General features: G+C 68.1%; 34 protein-coding genes. 23 read left to right on the plus strand and 11 right to left on the minus strand.

Going from position 1 to position 23,663, the window contains the following annotated elements; translation table 11 throughout:
- Positions 1-12 precede the first annotated feature (12 nt).
- From WFI16_RS25320 to WFI16_RS25360, 9 genes are all read left to right on the plus strand, one after another.
- Positions 13-276: a spike base protein, RCAP_Rcc01079 family gene (locus WFI16_RS25320; RefSeq protein WP_419900644.1), complete on the plus strand. Its 264-nt coding sequence runs from the start codon at positions 13-15 to the stop codon at positions 274-276.
- 1 nt (position 277) lies between these two features.
- Positions 278-1,063 (plus strand): hypothetical protein, encoded by a 786-nt coding sequence (locus tag WFI16_RS25325; RefSeq protein WP_419900645.1) that lies wholly within the window; start codon positions 278-280, stop codon positions 1,061-1,063.
- A 10-nt stretch (positions 1,064-1,073) separates the two neighbouring features.
- Positions 1,074-1,658 carry a hypothetical protein gene (locus tag WFI16_RS25330; protein ID WP_419900646.1) on the plus strand — a complete coding sequence of 195 codons (585 nt, stop codon included), beginning with the start codon at positions 1,074-1,076 and terminating at the stop codon, positions 1,656-1,658.
- The gene (locus WFI16_RS25335; protein ID WP_419900647.1) at positions 1,658-1,993 is read left to right on the plus strand and encodes a hypothetical protein; all 336 of its coding nucleotides are present in this window, start codon (positions 1,658-1,660) and stop codon (positions 1,991-1,993) included. Before WFI16_RS25330 ends, WFI16_RS25335 begins: the two co-directional genes overlap by 1 nt.
- Positions 1,990-2,403, plus strand: coding sequence for a phage tail terminator-like protein (locus WFI16_RS25340; protein ID WP_419900648.1), 414 nt, complete (start codon positions 1,990-1,992; stop codon positions 2,401-2,403). The genes WFI16_RS25335 and WFI16_RS25340 overlap by 4 nt, the downstream gene beginning before the upstream one ends.
- Positions 2,404-2,466: 63 nt before the next feature.
- Entirely contained in the window at positions 2,467-3,663 is a 1,197-nt protein-coding gene (locus tag WFI16_RS25345; RefSeq protein ID WP_419900649.1) for a phage tail tube protein, read from the plus strand.
- Between the two features lie 94 nt (positions 3,664-3,757).
- Positions 3,758-4,180 (plus strand): hypothetical protein, encoded by a 423-nt coding sequence (locus tag WFI16_RS25350; RefSeq protein WP_419900650.1) that lies wholly within the window; start codon positions 3,758-3,760, stop codon positions 4,178-4,180.
- 8 nt (positions 4,181-4,188) lie between these two features.
- Entirely contained in the window at positions 4,189-4,518 is a 330-nt protein-coding gene (locus tag WFI16_RS26985; protein ID WP_442970741.1) for a phage tail assembly chaperone, read from the plus strand.
- Positions 4,518-5,144, plus strand: coding sequence for a hypothetical protein (locus WFI16_RS25360; RefSeq protein ID WP_419900652.1), 627 nt, complete (start codon positions 4,518-4,520; stop codon positions 5,142-5,144). Before WFI16_RS26985 ends, WFI16_RS25360 begins: the two co-directional genes overlap by 1 nt.
- Here the strand turns inward: WFI16_RS25360 and WFI16_RS25365 are convergent.
- The 3 genes from WFI16_RS25365 to WFI16_RS25375 form a co-directional block, all read right to left on the minus strand.
- The gene (locus WFI16_RS25365; protein WP_419900653.1) at positions 5,032-5,757 is read right to left on the minus strand and encodes an HNH endonuclease; all 726 of its coding nucleotides are present in this window, start codon (positions 5,755-5,757) and stop codon (positions 5,032-5,034) included. The genes WFI16_RS25360 and WFI16_RS25365 overlap by 113 nt on opposite strands.
- Entirely contained in the window at positions 5,754-6,089 is a 336-nt protein-coding gene (locus WFI16_RS25370) for a hypothetical protein (RefSeq protein ID WP_419900654.1), read from the minus strand. Before WFI16_RS25370 ends, WFI16_RS25365 begins: the two co-directional genes overlap by 4 nt.
- Before the next feature lie 266 nt (positions 6,090-6,355).
- Positions 6,356-6,610, minus strand: coding sequence for a hypothetical protein (locus tag WFI16_RS25375; RefSeq protein WP_419900655.1), 255 nt, complete (start codon positions 6,608-6,610; stop codon positions 6,356-6,358).
- A gap of 90 nt (positions 6,611-6,700) precedes the next feature.
- Between WFI16_RS25375 and WFI16_RS25380 the strand changes: the two genes are divergently transcribed.
- The 14 genes from WFI16_RS25380 to WFI16_RS25445 all read left to right on the plus strand — a co-directional run bounded on the left by WFI16_RS25380 (position 6,701) and on the right by WFI16_RS25445 (position 19,952).
- Entirely contained in the window at positions 6,701-10,786 is a 4,086-nt protein-coding gene (locus tag WFI16_RS25380; protein ID WP_419900656.1) for a phage tail length tape measure family protein, read from the plus strand.
- Positions 10,783-12,435 (plus strand): hypothetical protein, encoded by a 1,653-nt coding sequence (locus tag WFI16_RS25385; protein WP_419900657.1) that lies wholly within the window; start codon positions 10,783-10,785, stop codon positions 12,433-12,435. The genes WFI16_RS25380 and WFI16_RS25385 overlap by 4 nt, the downstream gene beginning before the upstream one ends.
- Positions 12,432-13,214, plus strand: a complete 783-nt coding sequence (locus WFI16_RS25390) for a hypothetical protein (RefSeq protein WP_419900658.1) — start codon at positions 12,432-12,434, stop codon at positions 13,212-13,214. Before WFI16_RS25385 ends, WFI16_RS25390 begins: the two co-directional genes overlap by 4 nt.
- A 1-nt stretch (position 13,215) precedes the next feature.
- On the plus strand, positions 13,216-14,067 hold the full coding sequence (locus WFI16_RS25395; protein WP_419900659.1) for a hypothetical protein: 852 nt from the start codon (positions 13,216-13,218) through the stop codon (positions 14,065-14,067).
- On the plus strand, positions 14,064-14,450 hold the full coding sequence (locus WFI16_RS25400; protein ID WP_419900660.1) for a hypothetical protein: 387 nt from the start codon (positions 14,064-14,066) through the stop codon (positions 14,448-14,450). The genes WFI16_RS25395 and WFI16_RS25400 overlap by 4 nt, the downstream gene beginning before the upstream one ends.
- A gap of 44 nt (positions 14,451-14,494) precedes the next feature.
- Positions 14,495-14,785, plus strand: coding sequence for a hypothetical protein (locus WFI16_RS25405; RefSeq protein WP_419900661.1), 291 nt, complete (start codon positions 14,495-14,497; stop codon positions 14,783-14,785).
- Complete coding sequence (locus tag WFI16_RS25410) at positions 14,785-15,933, plus strand: metallophosphoesterase (RefSeq protein ID WP_419900662.1); 1,149 nt, start codon at positions 14,785-14,787, stop codon at positions 15,931-15,933. The genes WFI16_RS25405 and WFI16_RS25410 overlap by 1 nt, the downstream gene beginning before the upstream one ends.
- A gap of 44 nt (positions 15,934-15,977) precedes the next feature.
- Positions 15,978-16,190, plus strand: coding sequence for a hypothetical protein (locus WFI16_RS25415; RefSeq protein WP_419900663.1), 213 nt, complete (start codon positions 15,978-15,980; stop codon positions 16,188-16,190).
- Positions 16,187-16,819, plus strand: a complete 633-nt coding sequence (locus WFI16_RS25420; protein ID WP_419900664.1) for a dATP/dGTP diphosphohydrolase domain-containing protein — start codon at positions 16,187-16,189, stop codon at positions 16,817-16,819. Before WFI16_RS25415 ends, WFI16_RS25420 begins: the two co-directional genes overlap by 4 nt.
- A complete protein-coding gene (locus tag WFI16_RS25425; protein WP_419900665.1) occupies positions 16,816-17,328 on the plus strand; it encodes a glycoside hydrolase family 108 protein in 513 nt (170 codons plus the stop codon). The genes WFI16_RS25420 and WFI16_RS25425 overlap by 4 nt, the downstream gene beginning before the upstream one ends.
- Positions 17,329-17,330: 2 nt before the next feature.
- Positions 17,331-17,972 carry a hypothetical protein gene (locus WFI16_RS25430; RefSeq protein ID WP_419900666.1) on the plus strand — a complete coding sequence of 214 codons (642 nt, stop codon included), beginning with the start codon at positions 17,331-17,333 and terminating at the stop codon, positions 17,970-17,972.
- Positions 17,973-18,363: 391 nt separating this feature from the next.
- A complete protein-coding gene (locus WFI16_RS25435; RefSeq protein ID WP_419900667.1) occupies positions 18,364-18,681 on the plus strand; it encodes a hypothetical protein in 318 nt (105 codons plus the stop codon).
- Positions 18,682-18,738: 57 nt separating this feature from the next.
- Positions 18,739-19,191, plus strand: coding sequence for a hypothetical protein (locus WFI16_RS25440; RefSeq protein ID WP_419900668.1), 453 nt, complete (start codon positions 18,739-18,741; stop codon positions 19,189-19,191).
- 245 nt (positions 19,192-19,436) lie between these two features.
- Positions 19,437-19,952 (plus strand): hypothetical protein, encoded by a 516-nt coding sequence (locus tag WFI16_RS25445; RefSeq protein ID WP_419900669.1) that lies wholly within the window; start codon positions 19,437-19,439, stop codon positions 19,950-19,952.
- On the opposite strand, the gene WFI16_RS25450 is transcribed toward WFI16_RS25445, so the two are convergent.
- The 8 genes from WFI16_RS25450 to WFI16_RS25485 form a co-directional block, all read right to left on the minus strand.
- Positions 19,945-20,070: a hypothetical protein gene (locus tag WFI16_RS25450; protein WP_419900670.1), complete on the minus strand. Its 126-nt coding sequence runs from the start codon at positions 20,068-20,070 to the stop codon at positions 19,945-19,947. The genes WFI16_RS25445 and WFI16_RS25450 overlap by 8 nt on opposite strands.
- 14 nt (positions 20,071-20,084) lie before the next feature.
- Entirely contained in the window at positions 20,085-20,669 is a 585-nt protein-coding gene (locus tag WFI16_RS25455) for a hypothetical protein (protein WP_419900671.1), read from the minus strand.
- Entirely contained in the window at positions 20,666-20,920 is a 255-nt protein-coding gene (locus WFI16_RS25460; protein WP_419900672.1) for a hypothetical protein, read from the minus strand. Before WFI16_RS25460 ends, WFI16_RS25455 begins: the two co-directional genes overlap by 4 nt.
- A gap of 66 nt (positions 20,921-20,986) precedes the next feature.
- Entirely contained in the window at positions 20,987-21,604 is a 618-nt protein-coding gene (locus WFI16_RS25465; RefSeq protein WP_419900673.1) for an ssDNA-binding protein, read from the minus strand.
- Between the two features lie 18 nt (positions 21,605-21,622).
- Positions 21,623-22,879, minus strand: coding sequence for a DUF2800 domain-containing protein (locus WFI16_RS25470; RefSeq protein ID WP_419900674.1), 1,257 nt, complete (start codon positions 22,877-22,879; stop codon positions 21,623-21,625).
- Positions 22,876-23,064, minus strand: a complete 189-nt coding sequence (locus tag WFI16_RS25475; protein ID WP_419900675.1) for a hypothetical protein — start codon at positions 23,062-23,064, stop codon at positions 22,876-22,878. Before WFI16_RS25475 ends, WFI16_RS25470 begins: the two co-directional genes overlap by 4 nt.
- 134 nt (positions 23,065-23,198) lie before the next feature.
- On the minus strand, positions 23,199-23,474 hold the full coding sequence (locus WFI16_RS25480; RefSeq protein WP_419900676.1) for a DUF2312 domain-containing protein: 276 nt from the start codon (positions 23,472-23,474) through the stop codon (positions 23,199-23,201).
- Positions 23,471-23,663, minus strand: a 193-nt coding sequence (locus WFI16_RS25485) for a hypothetical protein (RefSeq protein ID WP_419900677.1), incomplete at its 5' end; no start/stop codon positions are given. The genes WFI16_RS25485 and WFI16_RS25480, both read right to left, overlap by 4 nt.

Genomic DNA, 23,663 nt, shown 5'->3' on the forward strand with positions numbered 1-23,663 from the left:
GAAGCACAAGCCATGCCCGATCTCTTCGAGGACCGTACCAGCGGCCTGGACAGCCCGTTCACCGACTTCGTCTCGGTCACGCCCTCGGACACGGTCGACTTGCCGACCCGGCCCCGGGGGCTGTGGATCGGAGGGGGCGGCACCGTCGTCGTTCAAGGTGCGTCCGGCGTCGCGGTGCCGTTCTACAACGTGGTGTCGGGCACGCTGCTCCCGCTCCGCGCCCGGCGGGTGCTTGCGACGGGCACCACCGCCACGAACATCGTCGCAGGCTGGTAGCATGCTGGGCATCGGGCCGAACGCCTCCGGCGCACGCCGGACGGCTCGCCGGCGGGTCGATCCGGCTGAGATATCCGCATTGCCCGGCATGTGGAGCTGGCACACGGTCAGCGAAGGCGCCATGGTGCTGGACGGCAGCGGCAACATCGAGACGCTGCTCGACCGATCGGGCAACGGGCGGCATTTCGGCAACGCGCCGAGCGCGCAGCGGCCTTCCGTCATCGCCGACGCGATCCTCGGTAAAGCCGCAGCCCGCTTCTCCGGCGCGCAGGGCCTGACATACCTGGCCGACCATCCGACCGGGGCTTACACGAACCTGTTCGTGTTCCGATCGCCGGCTTCGGCCGCCGTGCAGACGATTTTCGGCCAGACCACGACGTCCAATGACAACCATCGCATCTACCTGGACCCGACGACACTGGCGCTGCGGCACCAGGTGCAGAACGCCGCCCTGGTGGCCGGGGACAACAATGCCAGCGCGGGAGCCGTGTCGGCCGATATCTTCCATGTCGCGATCGCCGCTTTCGACGGCGCGGCGGGGACGGTGAAGTCAAAGCGGGATGCGGTCGCGCCGACCGTGCTGACGCGAGCCGGCCTCTCGGCGATCCGCAACCAGACGAATTACCTGGGATGCGGGAACCTCCCGGCAGGTGTGCCGTCGTCGGTCTTTCGGGGCGATCTGGCGGCGATCGTCATCCTGTCGACCGATGTGCTGGCTGCGGCGCAAAGCCCGGTCCTCGCCACGCTTCGCGATTACCTCGCCCTCGACTTCGGCCTGGCCGCCTAGGAGGCGCCGCATGATCACGACCGTCACGGCCCTGACCACCCTGGAAGTCGCGAAGGACGAGCTGGACATCTCCGGCTCGTCCTCGGACGCCAAGCTGGAGCGCCTGATTCGCCAGGCGTCGAGCCTGATCTCGACCGAGTGCGGCCGCGAGTTCGGGCTGCAGCAACTGACCGAGACCTTCAGCCGCGGCGACGGGGTCGATTACTCGATCACCCGGCCGCTGATCCTCTCGGCCGCCCCTGTGGCCCGTCTGGACGCTGTGGCGGCCTCCGGCGGCATGCTGGAGCCGGGCAGCTACGCCATCGAGCCCGGCTCCGGGCTGCTGCACCGCGTAGAGGGCGGCACGCCGCGGGCCTGGGGCGCCGACCTGCCGGTGACGGTGACTTACCTGAGCGGCTTCGAGACGATCCCGGCCGACCTGGAGGCGATCGCCCTGCAGCTGATCGTCATGGGCTGGGTCGCGCGCGGCCGCGATCCCGGGATCAAGCAGGAGTCGATCCAGGGCGCCGGCAGCATCACCTACTTCGAGGGCGCCGGCATGGTGCTGACGGAGGACATCCGCGACCAGCTGGCGCCCTGGAAGGCTCGGGTCTGATGGGCGCGTTCGCGGACAGCCGGCAGCGGTTCCTGGCGCGCCGTGGCCGGCCTGGAACGCTGCGGCGCCAGACCAGCGCCACGCCGGTCAGCTACGCCGAGCAGACGCTGCCGACGATCCCTCACGCGTTCCTGCCGAACGAGCTGACCGGCGGCGTGCTGCAGGGCGACCAGCAAGCCGAGATCGGCCTGGTTCCGGCCGCCTGGCCGGGGCCGCCGCGCGCCGACGACACGCTGCTGCTGGACGGGCAGCGCTGGACGGTGAAAGGCGCCACGGCCGTCTATCAAGGTGCCGAGCTGATCGGCTGGACCCTCTGGATTAGGGGCGGGAAATGAGCAGTCCGGGACCGTGGCTTGACGCGCGGGCGATCCTCGAAGCCGCAGATCTCGGCGTGCCGATCGAGTGGCCGAACGAACTGCCGGTCGATCCGGGGGAGGCGATGTGGTTGCGCGTCGACATGGTCGGCGACTCCTTCCGGCCGATCGAGATGGGGCCGACCGCATCCTGGTCCGAAGAGGGCGAGTTGTTCGTCGACGTGCTGGTGCCGAAAGGCCACGGCACCGCAGACGCGCGGCGAATGGCAGAGCGGATCGCGAAGCTGTTTCGTCGTCTGGGTCCGCGCAAGGTCGTGTGGGGTCGCGGCAGCATCGGGCTTGGCGCGGACGACGAGAACGGCAAGGCGTCGACGTGGTGGTGCCTGCCGCTGTCACTCGGCTATCGCGTGCAGGACGTGTCGACGCAATAGACCAGCATTCGAGCGCGAGCCTACTGTATCCGCTCAGGATACAAACTCGCACGAGAGGCAGGCATGCCGACGAACGGTTACCAGGCGGCGGTCGAATCCAACGACGTCGAAATCAGTTTCGCCAAGGAAGTCACCTATGGCGTCCTGCCGTCCGTGGCGTTTCAGAAGATCCGCACCACCGGCGAAAGCTTCGCGACGTCGAACGAGCGTGCCCGGCCGGCCGAGCTGAACGCGCGCGGCGAGGTGCAGGCCGCGGTCACGCAGCGGGTCACCGCTGGCGGTCAGCTGAACTTCGCCCTGTCCTTCGGGACCTATGACGACTGGCTCGCCGCGCTGCTGAACGGCGACTGGCAGGCGGCCGTCGCAATCAACGGCATCGGCGGCGACATCACGATCACCGCCGGCACGAACAAGCTGACCAGCACCCTGGGGACCAAGTTCCAGGCGATCAGCGCCGGTCAGTGGATTCGCCTCGGCGGGTTCACGAACGCCGCCAACAACGGCATCTATCGCGTCGCCTCGAAGGCGAGCGGGTCCGATCTGACGCTGACGCCGATCGGCCTGCCCTTCGTCACCGAGACGCCTGCCGGCACCGCCGCGAAGGTTCGGGCCTCGACGCTGATGAACGGCGTCGCCGTGACGACGCTGTACGTGCAGCGCAAGATGGCGGCCGACATGTTCTTCCGGGAGCCGGGCACCTATCTCAGCGCCGGCCAGCTGTCCGGCGGCACGGGCCAGTTCCTGAACGGTTCCTTCACCGGCCAGTCGAAGGATGAGGTGTCCGCGACGGCCGAGGCCTCGACCGGCGCCGCGGCCGAGGCGCCGACCGGCGCCGTGCATGACTCGGTCGACGGCTTCGGCGGCTTCTGCATCGACGGCGCGCTGTGGGGCGACGACGTCGACCAGTTCTCGCTGTCTCTGACGAAGACCGGCGCCGCGCAGACCTATGCCATGGGATCGCCCGCGGCCAAGGGCCAGGTGAGGGGTCTGCTGGAGGCCGGCGGCAGTGTTTCGATGCTGTTCGACAGCCTGAACGCCTACGAGCGATTCAAGGCCGGCACGAAGGGCGCGCTGTCCTTCATCCTCTACGACGACGCGCGCAACGCCTACGTCATCACGCTCGAAAACGCGACCCTGCAGAACCCGCGCGTCAATGCCGGCGGGCCGAGCACGAGCGTCATGGCGCAGTTCGACCTGGAGGGGAACCCGCGCGCCGGCGTCGGCGGCACGGTCCGGATCGACCGCCTGCCCGTCGTGTAACCAGTTCCGGCGGTGCCGGATCACGGGGGCGGCGTTGTTCGGGCGGCGCCGTCCCCGACTTTCATAGCCCGAGCAACACCCGAAGGTTGCCATCATGGCCAAGCTGTCCAGCTTCCGACTGAACAAGATCGCCCTGGAACAGGGCGAGTGGATCTCGCCCGGTGACGAGTACGACGACCTGGAGATCCGCACCCGCGGCCTGACCGACCAGTATCGCGACGCGCTGGCCGCCAAGCTGCGCCGCGCCGCGACCGGCTTCGGCGGCGACCAGTCCAAGATCCCCGGCGCCATCTTCCGCCGTCACGTCGTTGACGCGCTGCGCGAGCACGTCCTGCTCGACGTGCGCAACATCGAGGACGACGCCGGCAAGCCGCTCGCCTTCGCCGACTTCTGCAAGCTGCTGGCCGACGTCGAGTACAGCGACCTGCGCGAGGCCTGCCTGCGGGCCGCCGCCATGGTCGGCCGTGTCGCGCAGGAGGACAAGGTGGAAGCCGCGGGTTTCTCTGCGCCGGCCTGAATCTCAGCCTGGAATGGGGCGCCGTATCCCAGGCCTTCCGCGACAAGCAGGAGGCCAAGGGGCGGCACCTCCCCGCGCCGGACATCCCGGATCATCTCGCCTGGATCTGGCGCGCGTGGCACCGGCTGACGGCGGATCGGAACTGGAGAGGTGGCGGCTTGGCCGCGCCGGTGCCCGGTTCGATCCCGTGGAAGCTGGTGCGGGAATGGACCGAGTTTCACGGCCGGCCAGCCGATGACGTCGATTTCCTTGACTACTGCCTGCGGGAGATGGACTCGGTGTACGCCGATTGGCATGCGAAGCAGGTGAAGAAGGCAACCGCAGGGAAGCCGCGCTGATGGCTTCCCTGCGCAGCCAGATCAAGGTGTTCGTCGACGCAGAGCTGTCGCCGAAGGCGCGCTCGGAAAAATTGGCCAAGGTGGCGCGCGAAGGCGCGGCGAAGCTGATCGCCGAGGGCCAGGCCAGTCCGGAGTTCGAGGTCTTCGTCGACGGCCGCGAAGGCGCGAAGCTTGAATCAGTCAATCCGGACAGCGGCACGATCGTCCACGAGTTCGTCTACATCCGCGACGCCGTCGCCTTCGCCCTGGAATACCTGGAGGCGCGTGCGCCGCGGGTGACCGGCAAGCTGGTCGACTCGATCATGATCGCAGTCAACGGCCGGGACGTCCGCAAAGGCAGCCTCGACATCGACAAGATCCCGCCGGACGCCGAGGTGCATATTTTCGCCTCAGTGCCATACAGCCGCAAAGCCGACGTGCAGCTCGAAGGCAAGCGCCGCCTGCGCTTCAGCACGCCGGCCGGCATGTACGCCGACGCTGCGCGCGCCGTGTCGGCGCGCTTCGGCAACACGGTCACCGCGCGCCGCGTCTACACGCTCGAATTTCCGGGCCGCTATCGCAGGAAGACCGGCCAGGTCGGCCGTTTCGTGGAATACCCGGCGATCGAGATCCGCGTCCGCGATTAGCCAGGACGATCGCCCGGGTTTCCTCGGGCGTGCGGCGATAGCCCTTCACCGTATTACACGGATCGCAGGCCAGGCGCAGATTCGCCATCGTGTGCGTGCCGCCACTCGCCAGCGGCACCACATGCTCCAGCACGGCCTTGTCGCGGGCACCGCGCGGCGCACGCGGATCGCAGAGTCGCTCGCAGATGTAGCAGCTCAGGCCGTCTCGGGCGATCACGTCGAGCAGACCAACTGGTTCGACCTGGGCCTCGCGCTTGCGGGCTCGCCGCTTTGCCTCGACCCCTGCGCGAACATCCGGATTGCGGGCCGCCCAGGCGCGATGACAGGCCCGCACCCGGTCGCGATTCTCTTCCTGCCATTCCGACACTCGCTCGATGATGGCAGCGGAGTTCTTCGTGCGCCATGCCTTTCGGGATGGCTCCAGGGCGTCCTTGTTTTCGCGGTAGTAGGCAGCCTTCTTCGGCTTGATCGCCAGAGCATTGGCTGCGCGCCAAGCCCGGTCCTGTTCTGCTTTGCAGGCCTTGCAGTCAGGACGACGGCCAAGCCGGCCTTCACTGTGGCGGCTGAAGGCCTCCAGCGGCTTGGTCTCGCCGCACTTCGTGCAGGTCTTCATTCCGCGGCGCCCTCCGGCTCCAGCAGGTCGCGCAGCAGCGACGCGGCCATGCGTTCCTCCGGCGTGCCGTAGAGCAGCGAGCCGCGCGGCATCCACGCGTCCAGGCATCGCGCCTTGGCCTGCATGTCGGCCAGCGAGGCGGCGCGGGTCGCGGTGATGGCCTCCAGCAGGGGCATCTGCTGCGCGAAGATCTCGCCCAGCAAGGGGCGCAGCCGGCGCTCGTCGCGGCACGTCCGGGCGCGGTCCTGGAGCCGGTGGGAGACCTGTTCGAGCGCGGTGAAGACTTCGCACGAGAGGCGAAGGTCGGTAAGCTGGTCAGCAGCCTGTGACATGGGTTCGTTCCGTGTTGCGGGTCAGCCGGGCAGGGCGTTCGAGCGCCTTGTCCGGCGGCTACGTAGCTACCGTAGCCTACGGAAAACGTCAAACAGATTGACGATATAGCCGTAAGCTACGTATGTTACGTCCATGGACCGCAAACCCAGTCGTTTTGAAATGCGCCTGTCTCCGGAACTGGAGGACAAGATAGATGCATGGCGCCGCGCCCAGCCGGACTTGCCTGCTCGTGCAGAAGCCGCGCGGAGGCTTATAGAGAAAGCCCTTAGTCAAGATACCGATTTCGAGAATAATTCTCTGATGCCTGGCAAACCACGATAGCCATTTCTCTCCAGTCTTCACGAGTGGCTCGCAAGCTATTTTCGGCCTGTTGCACGCAGATATCTTTTTGATTTGGAGGTCTCAGCAAAGGCCATAGAATCAGAGCCGCCACCAGGCAGCCGACACCGGCCAGGACGTACCGCCAGCCGAGGAAATAGAAGACCACCCCGACCAGCGGGGCGGCGAGCAGAAGCTCCATGACATTCCCTTAAAAGGCGAATTGTAGCCCAGCCCAAGGCTGACGGCGAACGCAATTCCTGCCATGCGCGTCTCCCAATAAGATACACGCATGAACTACGTCGCCCGCCAGGTCGTCACCTTCGACAATCAGGTCTCGTCCGGGGCGAAAGCCGCCACGGCTGACCTGGAGAAGCTGGCTGCCGCCGGCGACAAGGTTGAAGCCACAGTCACGAAGGTTGGCCGCACCGCGTCGTCGCTGAAGCGGTCGTTCGACCCTGTCACGAAGGCGGCCCAGGATCTCGCCTCGGCGAAGCGGTCGCTGGCGGACGTCGAGCGTCGCCTGTCCGACGACATGGCGAAGGGCAAGACCAGCCTCGAAGAATATAATCGATCCGTCGCCGGCGCGACCGCGCTTGTAGAGAAGCGGGCCGCTGCGCTGCGCGCCGCTAACCAGGCTGCAGGTGAGCTAAGCGCCATCACGCAGCAGGGCACGCAGCATATCAAGCTGCAGGCGCACGAAGTGACGAATCTCACCTATCAGCTGCAGGACGCGGTCGTGCAGCTGGCCGGCGGCCAGAACCCCTTTCTGATCATGATGCAGCAGGGGCCGCAGGCGACCGGCGCGGTCGGCGGCACGACGCGCGCCTGGGCGCTGCTGCGGCAGGAGATGACGGCGAGCCGCGTTGCAATCGCGGGAACGGCGCTTGTCTTCGGCACGCTCGCGGTGCTCGCCGAAGCCAATGAACGCAGTCTGAACAACCTCCAGAACAGATTGCGCGCAACACGCACCGACTACGAGGCTATGGCCGCGACGGTCAACGAAGCGTCCAAATCGTTCGCCGCCTCTTCTCAGTTCAGCACTTCAGATGCACGCGCTGCTGGCCAGATCCTGGCCAGCAGTCGGTCCTTTACCGGCACCGCGAAAGATCTGGAGGCGCTCCAGCGGGTTGTTGGCGATCTGGCGACCGTCATGGGCCAGGATCTGCCAACCGCCGCCGCCACGCTGGCCCAAGCGATGCGCGAGCCGGCGGACGTCGCCCGCGAATTGGCCGAGAAGCAATTGACCGGCTTCACCAACTCGCTGACCCGACAGGTTCAGTTGATGGAGCTGGCGGGCAAGAGAGGCGAGGCCTACGCGCTGGTTCTGGATCGCGTGAAGCAGGCAACTGCCGGGGCGGCCAACAATCGATCCGATCTGGAGAAGATGCTCAGTGACGCCAAGGACGTCCTGCAGCAGGCCGTCCAAGAGATGACGCCGTTGGCGACCCGGTTCTTCGGCATGATGCGCGATATTTTCGTGATGGCCGCCGAGCTGGACGCCAAGGTTCTGGAAGGCTCCGGCGTGGCGTCTCTGCTGGGTCTTCGGCGCGGCGGCAGCGCGTCAACCGCCGGCAGCGGCTCCGGAGGCACTCCGGTCGTCACCGACCGCAGTCGCATTGAGTCCGCGCTCGGGCAGGTCGCGTCGATCAATCCGCGCAGCTATCAGCGAGAGACGTTGCGCGCGCAGCAGCAAGGTCTGCGCGATGCGCTGAACACGCCCGGCATCACCGCGGACGAGGCGCGCAACGTCCGCGCCGCGCTGGCCGAGCTGGGCGCGCAGTATGCCGGCCTAGAGGGGCCGGTCGGCGGCTTCCTGCGCGGGCTGGCGAATCAGGCGAAGCTGGCCGGCGTCGCCGAAGGCGCGGCGCGGGATCTGGCGCAGGCCGAGCACGACGCTCACGAGGCGGCGCGCCAGGCGTCCGGCGGCATGGCCAGCGCGGCGGTCGTCGCCGAGGCGCGCGCCCTCACGCAACAGCGGCTGAACGGACAGCTGAGCGAGGCGCGCCAATCCCTCTACCAGCAGGCGGAAGCGCAAGCCGCCGTGACCGCGGCGGTCTCGCAAGGCGTGCGCGCCACGCAGGACGCCGAGGACGCCGCCACGGCGTGGCGCGAGAGCATGAAGTACGGGACGGTCGGCTCGAAGGAGCAGCAGGCGGCCGTCCTCGATCTCGTCGACGGCTACCAGCGGCTGCGCGCCGAGCAGCGCGCCCGTGCTGAGCAGGATGCGCTGGCCGGCCAGGATCGCCAGCTTCAGGCGCTGGACGACGAGCGAAAGCTGATCGGCCTGACCGCTGACGAGCGCGAGCGCGAGCTGGCGGCTCTGCGTGAGCGGCAGAAGATCCTGGCCGAAGGCAACGAACTCGGCACTGAAGAGAGCAAGCGCCGGGAGGACAACGCCCGCCGCATCGCGGACCAGACCCGCGAGAACACGCAGCTGTCGAACAGCTGGGCGGAGCTGGGCCGGATCGGCGAGAACGCCTTCGACCGTGTCGGCGACGCCATCACCGAGGCGTTCTCGCAAGGCTCGCTGAAGGCGATCTCCTTCGGGCAGATCGCCCGCGGCGTCATGTCGTCCGTGGTCCAGGACGTGCTGAAGCTGGGAGTCATCAACCCGGCCCTAAACGCCCTGCTGGGCGGCGCACGCGGTACGTTGGGCGGCGCGCTGACGGTCGCCTCTGGCGGTTCTGGCGGCGGGCTGCTTGGAGGCGCTGGCAGCCTGCTTTCCGGTGTCGGGGCTTTCGGCAACATCTCCGAAGTGCTCGGCATGGGCAGCCTGACGGAGATGCTGGGGCTGGGCAGTCTTGCCGGCGCCGGCGGCCTGGGCGGTCTGATGAGCACGCCGCTCTGGGGCGCCGGGCAGATGTTCGGCCCCATGAGTGCCGCGGCGCCGACGACCGCCTTCTATGGCGCCGGGACCACCACCCTGGGCGGCGCGCTGGCGGGCGTTGGCGGCGGCTTTGCCATCGGCACGCTGCTCAACAGCCTGGTGGGCGGCAAGGCGAATGGCGGCATGATCGGCGCGGGTGTCGGCGCGGGTCTCGGGCTGTTGGTCGGCGGCCCGCTCGGCGCGCTGATCGGCGGCGGCGCCGGCGGCCTCCTGGGCGGTCTTTTCGGTCCGGGCAAGCCGAACCCGGCGGCCAGTGTGCAGTACGGGGTGAACAGCGACGGCCAGCTGACGGTCACCGGCAGCAAGTCGAAGTGGATGGACGACGCCGAGGCGGTCGGCGCCATGCAGGAGGCGCTGGTCAAGCTGAACACCACGATCAACAGCCTCGGGCTGTCGATCGACGCCAGCGTGACCGGACAGACGCATTTCGGGAAGGACTCCAGCCCGGAAGAGGATCAGCGCAACCTCACGCTGGCGATTCTGGAAGGCCTGCGCGGCGGCAGCGCCACCATGCAGCAGGTCATCCAGCAGGAGCTGGGCAAGGCATACGGCGGCGACGACAACCTGGACCGCGCGCTCGGCAATGTCGCATGGGTCAAGGACGTGTACGACGTCCTGGTCAACCCGCCGGAGGCCGTCAGCGCGTTTCAGCAGTCCGTCGACGCGGTCATGGCCAGCTTCGACGCGGCCAAGGTCAAGGCGACCGAGCTGGGCCTGGCGACCGATCAGCTGGTGGCCAAGCAGCTGGAACAGGTCTTCGCCCTGCAGCAGCAGCGCGACGCCGCGGTGTGGGGCCTGGACCGCGGCCTGGAGATCCGCCGGATGCGCGCCGGCGGTCAGGATCAGGCCGCCGACCTGCTGTCCTTCGACATCGCGGCGATCGCCGAGCGCGCCGCCTACAAGGCGAACCTCGAAAGCCTGGGCCAGTCGGCCGAGGACGTGACTGCCCGCATGCTGGACCTGGAGCGCACGCTTAACGCCGAGCGACTGTCCATCGTCGAGCAGTACGCCGAGCGGGCGCGCCAGGCGCAGGAGTCGGCCGCGTCCAGCGCTCTGGGCCTGATCTCGAACCTGTCGGCCTATGCGCAGTCGCTGTCCTTCGGTGCCGGCTCGGTGCTCAACCCGCGCCAGCAGTTCCAGGAAGCCCAGCGGCAGTTCCTGACGCTGTCGGCGCAGATCGACGCCGGCGATTACTCGCGGCTGGGCGAGCTGCAGGGCGTGGCCGAGACCTACCGGCAGCTGTCCGGCCAGGTGAACGGCTCCGGCACCGGCTACGTCGACACGGTCAGCCAGATCACGAACACGCTGTCCCGCGTCAGCTCGGCCTCGGCCCAAGCCCTGACGGATGCCGTGTTCATCGCTGAGCAACGGTCGTCGACGGTCCAGCTGACCGCAGCGATTGAGCAGATGGCCGCGCGCGTCGTGGCGGCCATCCAGGCGAACAACCTGCCGGCCAATGCGCCGGCCCGGGCGAGCGTGAACGCATGAGCGACGTGACGATCGTCGAGATCGAGCTGTACCGGCCCGGCGCGGGCGCCGGCGCGCGCTACGCCCGCGGCATCCGGCCGCTGGGCCTGCCGCCTGCTGGCGCGCCGCTGGAGGCCACGGCCACGCTGCGCGCCAGCGATACCGGATACCGGACCCGCAACACTGACCCGGGCGGCGTGGCGGCCTATCCGCCGACCCTGGACAGCGCCCTGGAGATCCAGGAGGCACTGAACCTGGAGCCGGGCAATTCGGCGGTCGCCTGGTCGGCGGGCTCGGTCCAGCTGCTGAACCCGACCGGCGAGTACGACCAGACGGAAGGGTTTTTCAACGCCGACCGCCGGGTCGTTAGAATCCGGCGTGGCCGGCGGGCACAGGACGCCGCCAGAGGCATCGAGGTCGATCCGGCATACTCGGGCCTCGCCACGCTGTTCACCGGCCTGGGCCAGCCCTGGGTCGCCGGCGAGAACCTGCTGACGCTGCCGATCCGCGACGCCTCGTACTGGACGGAGCAGCCGCTGCTGACCGGCCTGTACGCCGGGACGGGTGGCTACCAGGGCACGGTCGACCTGGAAGGCCAGCCGATCCCGAAGCTGCGCGGCGGCCGCGTCGGCAATCCGGTGCTGAACGTCAAGCCCGTGCTGGTCGACCGGTCGATCGGCCTTTACCAAGTCTCGGACGGCCCGGGGCTGATCGCCGCGGTCTACGACGCAGGCGACGCCTGGACGGACCGGGCGGCCGATACGACCGACCCGTATGGCAGCGTGCCGCCGGCCGGGCACTGGCGCTCCTGCAGCCTCCCGACCGGCCTGTACGTCCAGACCGGTACGCCGCTGCAGGAAGGGCGCGAGCTGACCTGCGACGCCGTGGGGGACTTTCCGGTTGCCGGCCCGATGACCTACGCCGCGAACCTGGTCCGCTATCTGCTGACCGAGGACGCCGGTTTGCCGCTGTCGCTGCTGGACGTCCCTTCATTCACGGCCGCTATCGCTGAAGCGCCCTTCTACACCGGCGATTTCTGGACCGACCCCGTCCAGGTGGTCGAGGCTATCGCGCCCATCCTGGCCTCTATCGGCGCCCAGCTGGTGCCGACGCCGGAAGGCAAGCTGGCGCTCGTCCTGCTCCGCGCGGTGCCGGCCGATGCGGTACCGGCGGCCCGCCTCACGGCCGGGCAGATGCTCGCCGCGCCGCGGCCGGTCGGCTTGCCGACCAGCCTGGCGCCGTCGCCCTGGCGCTGGCGCATTGGCCACAGCCGCAACAACACGGTGCAGGCCAGCAACACGCTGGACCCGGACGTCACGGACGCGCGCCGCGCGTTCCTGGCACAGACCGACCAGGTTGCGCTGGCATGGCAGGACACCGCCCTCCTGCAGGCCTATCGGGTGCCGAATGACCCGGCGGTCGTCTCCACGCGCCTACTGACTAAGGCGGATGCGACAGAAGTCGGCCAGGCCTTCGGCGAACTGTGGGGGAAGGACCGCCGACTCTTCGAGATCCCGCTGGACATCGACGACGCGCTGTCGCTGCCGCTCGGCACCATAGTCCACGTCGACTATCCGATCCGCTCGCTGCGCAATGGCACCCTGTGCCGAATCGTGCGCAGGAATATCAGCCTGAAGTCCCGAACGATCACGCTGACGGTCCTGGTATGAGCAACGTCCATTTCGGCTACGAGAACAGGTTCCTGGCCGGCACGTTGCTGGTCACGTCGGAATCCGCGGCGCTGCCGGCCGAGAACCTGCGCAGCCCGGAAGGCAGCCCGGCGCGCGCCTGGCAGACCGAGGACGGCGTGCTGAGCGCCACGCTGCATCTCGACGCCGGCGCGTCCGTGACCTGGCGGGATTTCGCGCTGGCCGGCACGAACCTGACGCCGGACGCCACGGTGCGCATTCGCCTCGGCCCCACGCAGTTCACGCTAAACCAGCATGACAGCGGCCTGCTGCCCGGCCCGGTGCGCGGCTATCGGCAGGTCGTGCATATCGCGCCGACAGAGCGCACCGCGCGCTGGCTGCGGATCGATATCTCGGACCCCGGCAATCCAGACGGCAACCTGAACATCCCTCTGGCTTTCGCCGGCCCGGTCTGGCAGCCCGACATCAACATCAGCCCGTCGTCGGCATACAGCCCCACCGGCCGCACCACGGAACGCGAGACCCAGAACGGCGGCCTGCTGGTCCGGCCCGAGTTCTATCGCCGCGGCTACGTCCTCGCGCACGACGCCACGACTGAGGCCGAGCAGTGGCTGCAGGTCGAGGAAATGGCCCGCGTCGCCTGGACCGGGCAGAACATCCTGGTCATCCCAACGCCCGACAGCGAGCACATGCAGCGCGAGGCTCTGTTCGGCCGCCTGCAGACGAACAGCGACTTCACCTTCCCGTACGGCGCCGCGGACCTGCGCGCCTGGCGCGCCCGCATCGACGAGAGGCTGTAGCATGGCGGTGTACGACATCGGCGACTTCGTTGAAGAGACGGCGAACAATCCCGGCACCTCGGCGACGGTGACACTGGCCGGCGCGGCCGCCGGCGCGCGCACCTTCCTGTCTCGCTACGCCGCGAACACGGAGATCCCGGTCGGCATGCACGACGGGTCGCAGGGCCAGATCGTCATGGCGCGCGTGCTGTCCAGCCCGGCCCGAATCCAGATTCTGAAGGTGCTGGAGAACACCGCCGGCACGACGGCGCGCCTTAGCTTCACCGGAAGCGTTCGGGTCTTCGCCTGGGCCGCCGGCCAGCTGCTGCCGCTGCTCGACGAGACCACGCGCAAGCTGCCGGCCGACCTGCTGCCGTACCAGGCCGGCGAGCACAAGCTGCGCGAGGTCGTCGTGTCCTCGCCGATCGGCGCGGTCGACCTGACGTTGGACGCCGGCTACTCGGCGTTCCGGCTGATCGTCTCCGGCTTCGCGCCAGCCTCGCTGGGCATCGCCTATGCGCGCTTCAGCCAGGGCGCGGGCTTCCTGGCCGGCGACTTCGATTATTTCCGCGGGGCGGGCGTCTTCGGCCCGGCGATCAACGCATCGGGCGGAGGCAGCGAGACCGAGATCACGCTGACGGACGGCACGGTCGAGCAGATCTTCTTCGAGATGCGGTTCAGTCGCCCAGCGGCCGGGCGGATCAACGGCACCTTCGACGCCTATCAGCTGCGGAACCTCGACGGCATCACGTCGCGCGTGGTCGGGGCTTTCCGCGTGATCCCGGCGGCCATGGGCACCGCGGTCCGCATCGGGTTCAAGGGCATCAACACGACCGCCGGCCGCGCGGTCCTGCTGGGGGTTCCGGACGCATGACGGCGAAGATGATCGACGGCGTGCTCGTGCCAATGGACGAGGCCGACCTGGCGCAGATGGAAGCCGATCGTCTGGCTGCCTTATCGCCCGTGCCGCAGGTCGTCAGCCGCGCCCAGGCCATGGACATCATGGCCGGCTTCATCTTGCCGGACGGGCGCGCGCTCGATACGGCCATGGACGAGGTCACGCTGGCCGCACTGGCCGCGACCGACAACCTGCCGGACAGCGACCCGGACCGGATCGAGGCGAAGCGCGCTCGCATCTGGTGGCTGAACGCGCAAACTTTCGAGCGGCGGCACGCTCGGCTTGTGGCAGCGCAGACGCAGTTCGGCCTGTCCGAGGCGCAAGTCGACGCTATGTTCCGCGCCGCAATTGCGGTGTGACTGACGGAATCGTTAGGCTACGCCATCAAGTAAAAGGACCGGCTATGTCGGACGAGCAACCTTTCAATGCCTCCGGCTGGTCGGAGCGCGATCGCCTGACGCGCCTGGAAGTCCTGCAGCAGACGGACTCGAAGCGTATCGGCACCGTCGAGCGCGGCCTTTCCGCGATCCATTCCAAGCTCGACCTGCTGCTGCAGCAGAATGCTCAGCGCCAGGGCGCCTCGAACCTCGTCGGCAACGTGCTGAAGCCGGCCGGCTCAGTGCTGTGGGGCTTGGTGCTGGCCGGCATTGGCTGGGCGATCGTCCAGTATCTGCAGCAGGTCAGCGCCGGCTGATGGCGCGGGACGTGCCGCTCTCGCAGGACGAGAGCAAGGTCACCAAAGCCAGCCGGGCCGAGTGCATCCGCGAGCTGCGCCGGATCGCACAGAGCGACGTCGACCGCGTCGTCACGCGCAACCGCTTCCGGGTCGAAGGCCGGCTGGCCGAGTCCGCCTGGAACGTGCATTTCGGCACCTTCGAGGAATTCAAGCGCCAGGCCGGCATCATCCTGTCGCGGCACGCGCACCGCCTCGAAAAGCACATCGCCAAGCACGCCAGCGTCGACAAGCTGCGCGCGCTGACGAAGGAGAAGGCGGGCTGGGAGGACAAGTACCTCCGGCCGTCGTCGCGCCGTTGGCAGACCGCCCTGGTGCTGTCGGACGTGCATGATCTGCACTGCGACCCGTTCTTCCGCCGCGTCGTGATCGACACCGCGGCCCGGGCCAAGCCCGAGAAGATCGTCTTGAACGGCGACATCTTCGACCTGCCCGAGTTCAGCAAGCACACCCGAGACCCGCGTGAGTTTTCGATCGTGCCGGCGATCAAATGGGTGCATGCCTTCCTGGCTGACCTGCGCCGCGCCGCGCCGGACTCCGAGATCCTGTTCGTCGAGGGCAACCACGAATTCCGGCTGCTGCGCCACATGGGCGAACAGACCCAGGCCATGATGGTCGTGCTGGCGGACCTGCACGGGTACACCGTGCCGAAGCTGCTGGGCCTCGAGTCCTACGGCGTCAACTACATCGCCCGCGCCGACATGACTGCCTGGAACGAGCGGGACGTCGCCCAGCAGCTGCGCAAGAACTACGTCACGCTCTGGGACAATTCGCTGCTGTTCGGCCATTTCCCCGAGATGCGGGCCATGGGCATCCCGGGCGCGTCGGGGCACCATCACAAGCACATCGTCTGGACGGCATACTCGCCGGTCTACGGCCCCTGGGAATGGCACCAGATCGGCGCCGGCCACCAGCGCGAGGCGTCGTACTGCAACGGCGAGAAGTGGGCGAACGGCTTCCTGCTGGCGCATTGCGACACGCACAGCCGCCGCACGCAATTCGAGTATGTCGACCTGTCGCACCCGGCGGCTATGGTAGGCGGCAAGTTCTACCAGCGCACCGAAAAGGAGCCCGTCCTGGACATCGCAATGGGCAAAGGTAGGCGCTGACTGTATCGTAATAGGATACAAGAACGCTCCCGAAAGGCGATCCGATGGACGACGTGCTGATGGCCGAGGCCTTCAACCTCTGGATGCAGGACTACACCGAGAACCCGGCCGCCTTCGAGGCCGAGTTCAACACGGTCGGGCAGTTCCTGACGGACCTGCATGCCGGCCGGATGCCGAGTTATGGCGAGACCCAGGTCGAGACTCTGAAGCGCTATGCGGCTCGCGCCGTGATGAACCAGCTGGCGGCCATCCCGTGACCACGAAGCCCAGCAACCCGAAGGACGCGATCGGCAGCGACAAGCTGCCGCTGCACCTCTGGCCGGCCACGGCGACCGCCATGGGCAGCGTCGCGCTGCTGAACGGCGCGCTGAAGTACGGCCGGTCGAACTGGCGGCACGCCGGCGTGCGAGCCTCGATCTATTACGACGCGCTCCGGCGCCACATGGACCGCTGGTTCGAGGGCGAGGAAGTCGACGCCGACGATGGAGTGCCGCACCTCGCCGCGGCGCTAGCCTGCCTGGCGATCCTCGTCGATGCCAAGGCCGCCGGGAAGCTGCACGACGACCGGCAGACGCCCGGCGGCTTGGCCGCGCTGATGACCGAGCTGACGCCGCACGTCGCCCGCCTGAAGGCGCTGCACGCCGAACGCGCGCCGCAGCACTTCACGATCGCCGATCAGCCGGTGAAGACGTCCAGCGATATGCGCTCGGTGCGCGTCGTCAAGGAGTGGTCGAACCTCGACCCGTGGTACAACGATACCGTCTCTATCTACGCCGGCGAAAAGTACGGTGTTCGAGGTGAGCGGACGATTCTCGGCGTGCGGCATCTGCTGCTCTACGGGAAGTCTTGCGCCTGGCCGGCGGACTGCTTCGAGCCCGTGCCGTGAGCCTCTTCGACGACTGGTTCGCGCAGCTGATGGAGCACGAGGGCGCCTATTCCGACGACCCGCGCGACCCCGGCAACTGGACCGGCGGCAAGGAAGGCGTCGGCAAGCTGCTGGGCACGAAGTACGGCATCGCCGCGAACACGTTCCCGACCCTCGATATCCGCAACCTGACGCTGGCCGATGCGGCCGGGATCTACCGCGTCCGCTACTTCCCGCAGTCCTTCGAGGCGCTGCCGCCGGGCATCGCCTGGGCGCTGGCCGACGCCGCCGTGAACAGCGGCATGTCGCGCGCCGTGAAGTGGCTGCAGCAGGTCGTCGGGTCACCGGCGGACGGGCTATTCGGCCCCGCCACGCTGCGCGCCGTGCAGTCGGCCGTCCAGCAGCGCGGCGCCGCGCAGGTCCGCGCGCACATGCTGACCGAGCGGGCGCTGTTCATGGCTGCGCTTCCTACCTTCTCCACCTACGGGCGCGGCTGGTTCCGGCGCCTGTTCAGCCTGAAGGCTTTTTGACCATGCCCATTATCCCGCTGCTCGGCCTGCTGTTCGTCGGGCTGAAGCTGACCGGCCATATCGACTGGTCCTGGTGGCTGGTGACGCTGCCGTTCTGGGGCGGACTCGTCGTCGCGCTGACGTTCCTGCTGGTCGGCGGCTCGCTGGCCGCGATCTTCGCCGCGCGGCGCTTCGCGCTGCCCTGGGCCGTCACCGGCGCCTTGCTGCTGCTCGCCGCGCCCGCGCACGCCGCGGACACGGTCGTCACGGCCGCCGGCGGTGTGCTGGACGCCCTGCGGCCCTTCCTCTCCGAAATCCTGCTGGCGGTGCTGACCGGCATCGGCGGGGCGCTCGTCGCCGAGCTGCGCAAGCGCGGCTTCAACACGGATATCTGGGAGACCGTGGGGCGCGGCGGCGGCCTGGCCTACACGCGGATCGTGCAGTCCGGCCAGCCGATCTCCACGCCCGGGCTGATCGCCGGCGCCGTCGCCGAAGGTGCCGAGTATGTCGCCGAGCGCGTGCCGGACACCTTGCGCAAGCGCGGCGTCACGCCCGAGGCGGTCACGGCCATGGTCGCCGCCCAGCTGGGCAAGCTGCTGGCCGGCGATCCGACCATCAGCGTCGGCAGCCCCGTCCTGCTCGGGAAGACGCTGCCGGCCGCCTGACGCTCTCGCTCAGCCGCGCCGTTCACAAGGCCTCGCCGGAACATTACGGCGGGGCCTTTTTCTTGCCCTGTTCCGGTGTTCTCTTTACGTTCTCATTCGAGAGGGCGGTGTCGATCAGGCGCCGTATGGCTTCACCTCGGCTGCGTAACCGATTGGCGAACATCCAATCGTCTATGCGCCCGAGGTCATCGAGGGAGAGCAAGACTTGGATTCGCTCAGTTTTCAGAGGTTTGCGCATGTTCCGCCGTATCGCGCGAGAGGCGAATCCTCTCAAGGGCTTAATCATGCCCTGGTTGCGTAGGTTGTGGAACATACGTATCTCACGCAATAGTGTTGACATACGTATGTTTTATACGGCACATGCAGAACTGCCCTCCCACAAGAGACTGAAATGCCTCACGATATTGCCGTGCCCGGGCTTACCAAAACGGTGCTCGACCTGAACGAGGCTGCCCGCAAAATCGCGGACGCCTATGCGGATGTGCGGGGGCCGTGGCCAGCCGCCGCGCTCGCCGAGCATGCGCGACTCTGCGGCGAGCTGGACGAAGCGACGGATGTGCTTGCGGAAACGTCTGCGCATACCCTGCACGGGTGCCGGGAAAAGGCGGCCGTGGCGCTGACTCTCTACAGCGGCGAAGGCACGGGGCACGAGGCGCTGCTGCTGAGCGTGGCGCGCGACCTGGCCGGCCTGCAAGTCAGACCGGGCTAGGCAGCGGTCGGACTTGTGCGCTATCCGGTCTGCCTCAACCCCCGTGGAGGCAGACTGATGACTGACGAGTCCGACCAGACCGCGTCCCAGGCAGACCAGCAGGCTGGCCAGTCCGACCGCTGGAAGCCCTGGACGATCAAGAACATCCCGGCCGACGTGCGCGACATGGCGATCAAGCGGGCGAAGGCTGACGGGCAGGAGATCGGCGAATGGATCTCGCGAGCGATCCGCCAGAAGATCCAGGCCGACCGACGCATGCCGGCCGTGGTGCCTGGTGCCGCGCCTGCGGCCGCCGCCGCGACGAACGTGCGGCTGGTGACACCGGCGGTCACGCTCGATCGCATCGAGCGCGTGAACGAGCAGGTGGTCCGCCTAGCCGCGCTGGGCGATGCCGTGCCGGAGCCGATCCGCAAGGCGCTCTATGCCAAGTTCCGGCAGCAGCTGCAGGGCAAGGGCGCGCCAGAACCAGAGCCGCAGCCCGCCCGTCTGGCCGCGCCGGCGACCGAGTGAGTCGGTTGCGCCAGACAGAACAGGCGCTTACGGTGCAGCGTTCAGCAGCTGGAGCAGAACTGACGCCGATTCCGACCCTCTGAAACGCGAAAAGCTCCCTGGCGCCAACCGGGGAGCTTTTCAGGACCGCCTTATCTGGCAGGCCGCGGTAGTTCTCTGACCCGCATCCTGCCTCGCCGACCGTCCGAACGCAAGCGCCAACTTGCGAGCGGGAGCGCTCGGCCTTTCGACAGGATGCGTGCACCATGCGAGTGCTCACGCGTGCGGAAGCGCGCGCCAATCACGAGTCCCTCTTGCGCCTGGCCGCCGGCCCGACGCGCCGCCACACCGGCTCTCGCCGCGCCCGGCACACGGCCACCGACGCCGCGGTGTACGGCGGCCTCGTCTCGTTTCTGAACTGGCAGACTGGCCGGTGCGATCCGGGATATCGGCGCATCGCGGATCGCGCGGGCGTCGGGCTAGGCACGGTGTCCGCCTGCATGAAGCGGCTTGTCGCCGCCGGCGCGCTGCGCGTGAAGCGCCGCCCGGTGCGGACTGGCGGCCAGATCCATTGGCGGCTGTCGTTCTGGCTGGCGCCGGACCTGCGTTCGGAGAATGTCGCCGAACCAGTTCTTAGAAATATACCTAAGACTTTCTTGCGGCTGGTACCTGCGGAGCCGGTCCGCACGGTGGCCGAGCAGCTCGAAATTCTGGCAGCGATAATGGCAAAGGAGGGCCGGCACGATAACAAAAGCTTATCGTGCCGGCCGGCCGTCACATGAGGGACTTCAGGAAGGCGATCTCAGCCTGCAGCTGGCGGATGGCGGCGATCGCCGAGCGGTGCTGCTCGACCCAATGCCAGCCAGGATGCAGCTTGGCCGCGTGCTCCAGCTGGAACACGACCTGGTCGGGGTCTACAGGCCGAGGGTCGGGAGCGGGCTGCATTCGGCGGCCTTCATGGTCTCGACGAGGCGGTTCGCCAGCTCGGTGAAAACGCACGGCAGCTTGGACACCCGAGACAGCGCGATGCAGCTGCGGGTCGTATCGCGCGGCAGGCCCGGCCATTCCGGGCTGTCGGCCAGCAGCATCGCCTTCTCCGTCACCAGCGCCAGGTCGTCGACCCGCTTGATCTCGCCCTCGTCCAGGAACACTTCGTCGGCGTCGAAGGCCTTGAAGATCGCCGCGGCGACCTGCGCCTCGACATTCCGGACGGCTGGGCCGAGCAGCGCTTTCAGCGGCCGGCTGATGTCGCCGATGTAGGCCTCGGCCGCGTCGTGCAGCAGGATCGCCAGCCGGGTCTGCGGGTCCGTGTCGGGCGCCCGGAGATCGTCGCAGAGCAGCGTATGCTGGGCGACCGTCCAGGAGGACTCCAGCGTGTGGCCGGTGAAGCGGCACAGGCGGGTCAGCGGAATCAGCACGTCGTCGATATGGACGTCGGCGGCGCAGGGCCGCGCCAGGCTGAACAGCCGGCCGGTGTAGGTCTGGATCGTCGGGGTCATGCTGCGATGCTTTCAAGAGCGGTGCGGGCGGCAACGATGGCGACATTCCTGGCGGCGATCTCGGCCTGCAGGCCGGCGATCTCGGCGGCGCGGTCCTTCGCCTCGGCCTCCATTTCGCAGATCCGACCCTTCAGCTCGTCGACCGCGGGCTGGTTCGCGCGCAGGTCGTCGACTTCGTGGATCAGCTGCTCAACCTGCTCGACGCTGAGCACGTACCGATCGAGCCAGAGGTTTTCGAGATCCTGGTCCATAGAATGTTGCTCTAAAAGAGACAGGCCGGACGCAGTTCGGGCTGCGTCCGGCCTGGGTTGCGAGGATCAGCCGAGCAGGGAGTCGAAGTCGGCGTCGGTGCCGGCCTGCTTTTCCTCGCCCGAGCCGAACTCGTCCGGCTCGCCGCCGGCGCCGCCGGCCGTCAGGCGCTCGGCGGTGTCGTCGATCAGCTGGACGTTCGCCAGGTCGAGCTTGACGCCCGGCTTCCAGCCCTTCTCGCCGCCGTAGCAGCGCACGGTGACGGAGACGCGCACCACGGCGCCCGGGTAGAGCCGGCGGGCATCGGTGATCACCTCCAGCTTGCCGGTCTTCGGGTCCTTGAACCGACCGACGACGGCCGGCGGGTAGTCGGCGCCGCTGGCACAGCTGATGTAGCGCTTGAAGCGCTCGGGGTAGCCCTTCGAGACGATGTCCTTCTTGAAGGGCAGCTCGAAGGTGCCTTCCTCGATCCAGGTGTCGACGGTCTTCTTGCCCCACTTGGCATAGGCCGCCTCCATGACCGCGGCGAGGATCGCCTTGGTCTCCGGCGCGGTCAGCGCGGCCTCGTCGAAGAGAAAGGCCGCCGAGAACTGCGGCTTCTCGTCCGGCTTGGCGTTTTTGCGCAGCACAGCCTTGAAGAGGTGCGGGTAGGACAGGACGACGTTCGGGGTCAGGAGCTTGGTCATGGTCAGGATCTCAGGATGTCAGGTTGCGAACTCGTCGCCGCCGGGCGGCAGCGCGAGGCGTTCATCGGCGACCGGGACCAGCTTTTCGCCGCTGGACGCCGACACGATCAGGTCGGCCAGGGCTGCCGCGGCATCCTCTGTCGCCTGTTTCTTGGTGGGCTTGCGGCCCTTGGTGTGCTCGGCCAGCCGGGCGGCGAGCATCTGCTCGGCCAGCAGGCTCCGCGCGGCGGCCGGGGAGATCGGCTTGCGCGGCTCGAACACGGCATCGGCGGGCAGGTCGTGCAGCATGGTCAGCATGCCCGCCGCCTCGGCCTCGTCCGCCCATTTCTGAGACGGGCGGGTCGGGACCATCTTCCAGCCCGGCAGCAGGCCCTGGCGCGCCAGGCCGGCCGCCACCTTCTGCAGGTCGGCGATGAACCCCTCGACCACGGGCACCAGCGCCATGGCCTCGGCGATCTGCACCGGCGAGAGGGTGCGCGGGTCGATAGCCACGGGCGCGGCCAGGGCCGCGACCTCGGACCCTTCGATAATCTCGACCACCTCGCCGAACTCGGCCGTGGCCGTGCTGACAGCCAGGTCGAACTGCGCCCGGCACTGCCCGGCCGCCGGGCAGAACTTGCACCACTCGCCGGCGGCCAGCGGGGCGTCGGGCTGCATGGCGACTTCGGCCCGGCGCATCAGCGTCATGGACCATTCGATCAGCTCGACCGGGTCGATCTCGGTCTCGCGGATCGCCTTGCCGAAGGCCCGCGGCTGCACGATCACGGCGCGGATGCGCTGCACGTCCAGCTCGGGGAACTTCAGCAGCGCGCCGAGCGCGTAATACCGCAGCTGCGGGTTGCCCTCGGCGTAGACCTGCAGGCCCTGGCCGAACTTCAGGTCGATGACGTGCAGGGTGCGCGTCTCGGGGTCGAACGCCACAAAGTCGGCGGTGCCGTACATCGGCGCCGGCGGATTGATGGAGTCCAGGTTGAAACGGACCTCGATCCATTGCTCGCCCGGCACGCGCCGGCACTCGTCAAGGTAGACCTGCACCGCCTCGGCCATCTCAACCGTGACCGTGTGGCCGCCGATCTGCCGGTCGACGTACTCGACGGCGTCCAGCTTGTTCACCAGGCAGGCCTCGGCCAGTTCGTGCGCCCGGGTACCTTCCTGGGCGAAGACCGAGGACTCATTCGGCATGTCCTGGGTCAGCGAGACGCTGCCCGGGCAGTTCCACCAGCGCTTGCAGCCGCTGGCGGACAGGACGGAATGGGCGCGCTGGGCGTGGGTCATTTTCCGACCTTCGCCGGCACCAGCGGCTTCTGCCCGGTGCGCAGGAACGCGAGATAGTCGGCCGCGATGAAGACGGTATGGTTCGGCGGCGAGCCGCAGCGAGCCACCGTCTCCACGGCTGCGAGCAGAGCCTGGTGGCGCATTTCGGCTTCCTGTGCCGGAACCGGCGGTGTGTCCTGGGTCATGCGCGGCGCGCCCGCCCGAGCCATGCGCCGAAGCCGGCCGCGACCGCGAGGATCACGAGGCACCCGGCCATGGCAGTGAAAGTCTGGAGCATCACAGTCCTTTCTGTATCTATATAAGATACAAAGCGGGCAAATTAAATGCCCAGCGAGCGGCGATAGAGATCCTTCATGGTCTCGTGTTCCTCGATATCGGCAGGTTCCTTGCGCCGATCACGGATGATCTCGCGGATGATCTTCACGTCCAGGCCCGCGGACTTGGCCTCGCTGAAAATATCCTTGATATCGCCGGCAAGTGCCTTGCGTTCTTCTTCGAGCCGCTCGACGCGCTCGATGATGGACCGCAGACGGTCGCCGGCGATGCCGCCGACTTCGCTGTTGTGCCCGGCGCCGGGCTGCGCCTCGCCGCTCACGACGCCAGGATCTCGGCCAGCTGGGCGTCGGTCAGGCTGGACAGCATCTCGACCTGGTACTTCGCGAGCTGCGGCCGGAGCCACGCGGCGCCCTTGGCCTTGGCCATGGCGCGAACGGCGGCCAACTGCTCGTCACGGTTCGCCGGCGGCGCGGGCTGGTCGGACGGGGCGGCCGCCTGGTCGGCCTGG

This window comes from Roseomonas sp. USHLN139, from assembly GCF_037145735.1.
Taxonomy (GTDB): domain Bacteria; phylum Pseudomonadota; class Alphaproteobacteria; order Acetobacterales; family Acetobacteraceae; genus Pseudoroseomonas.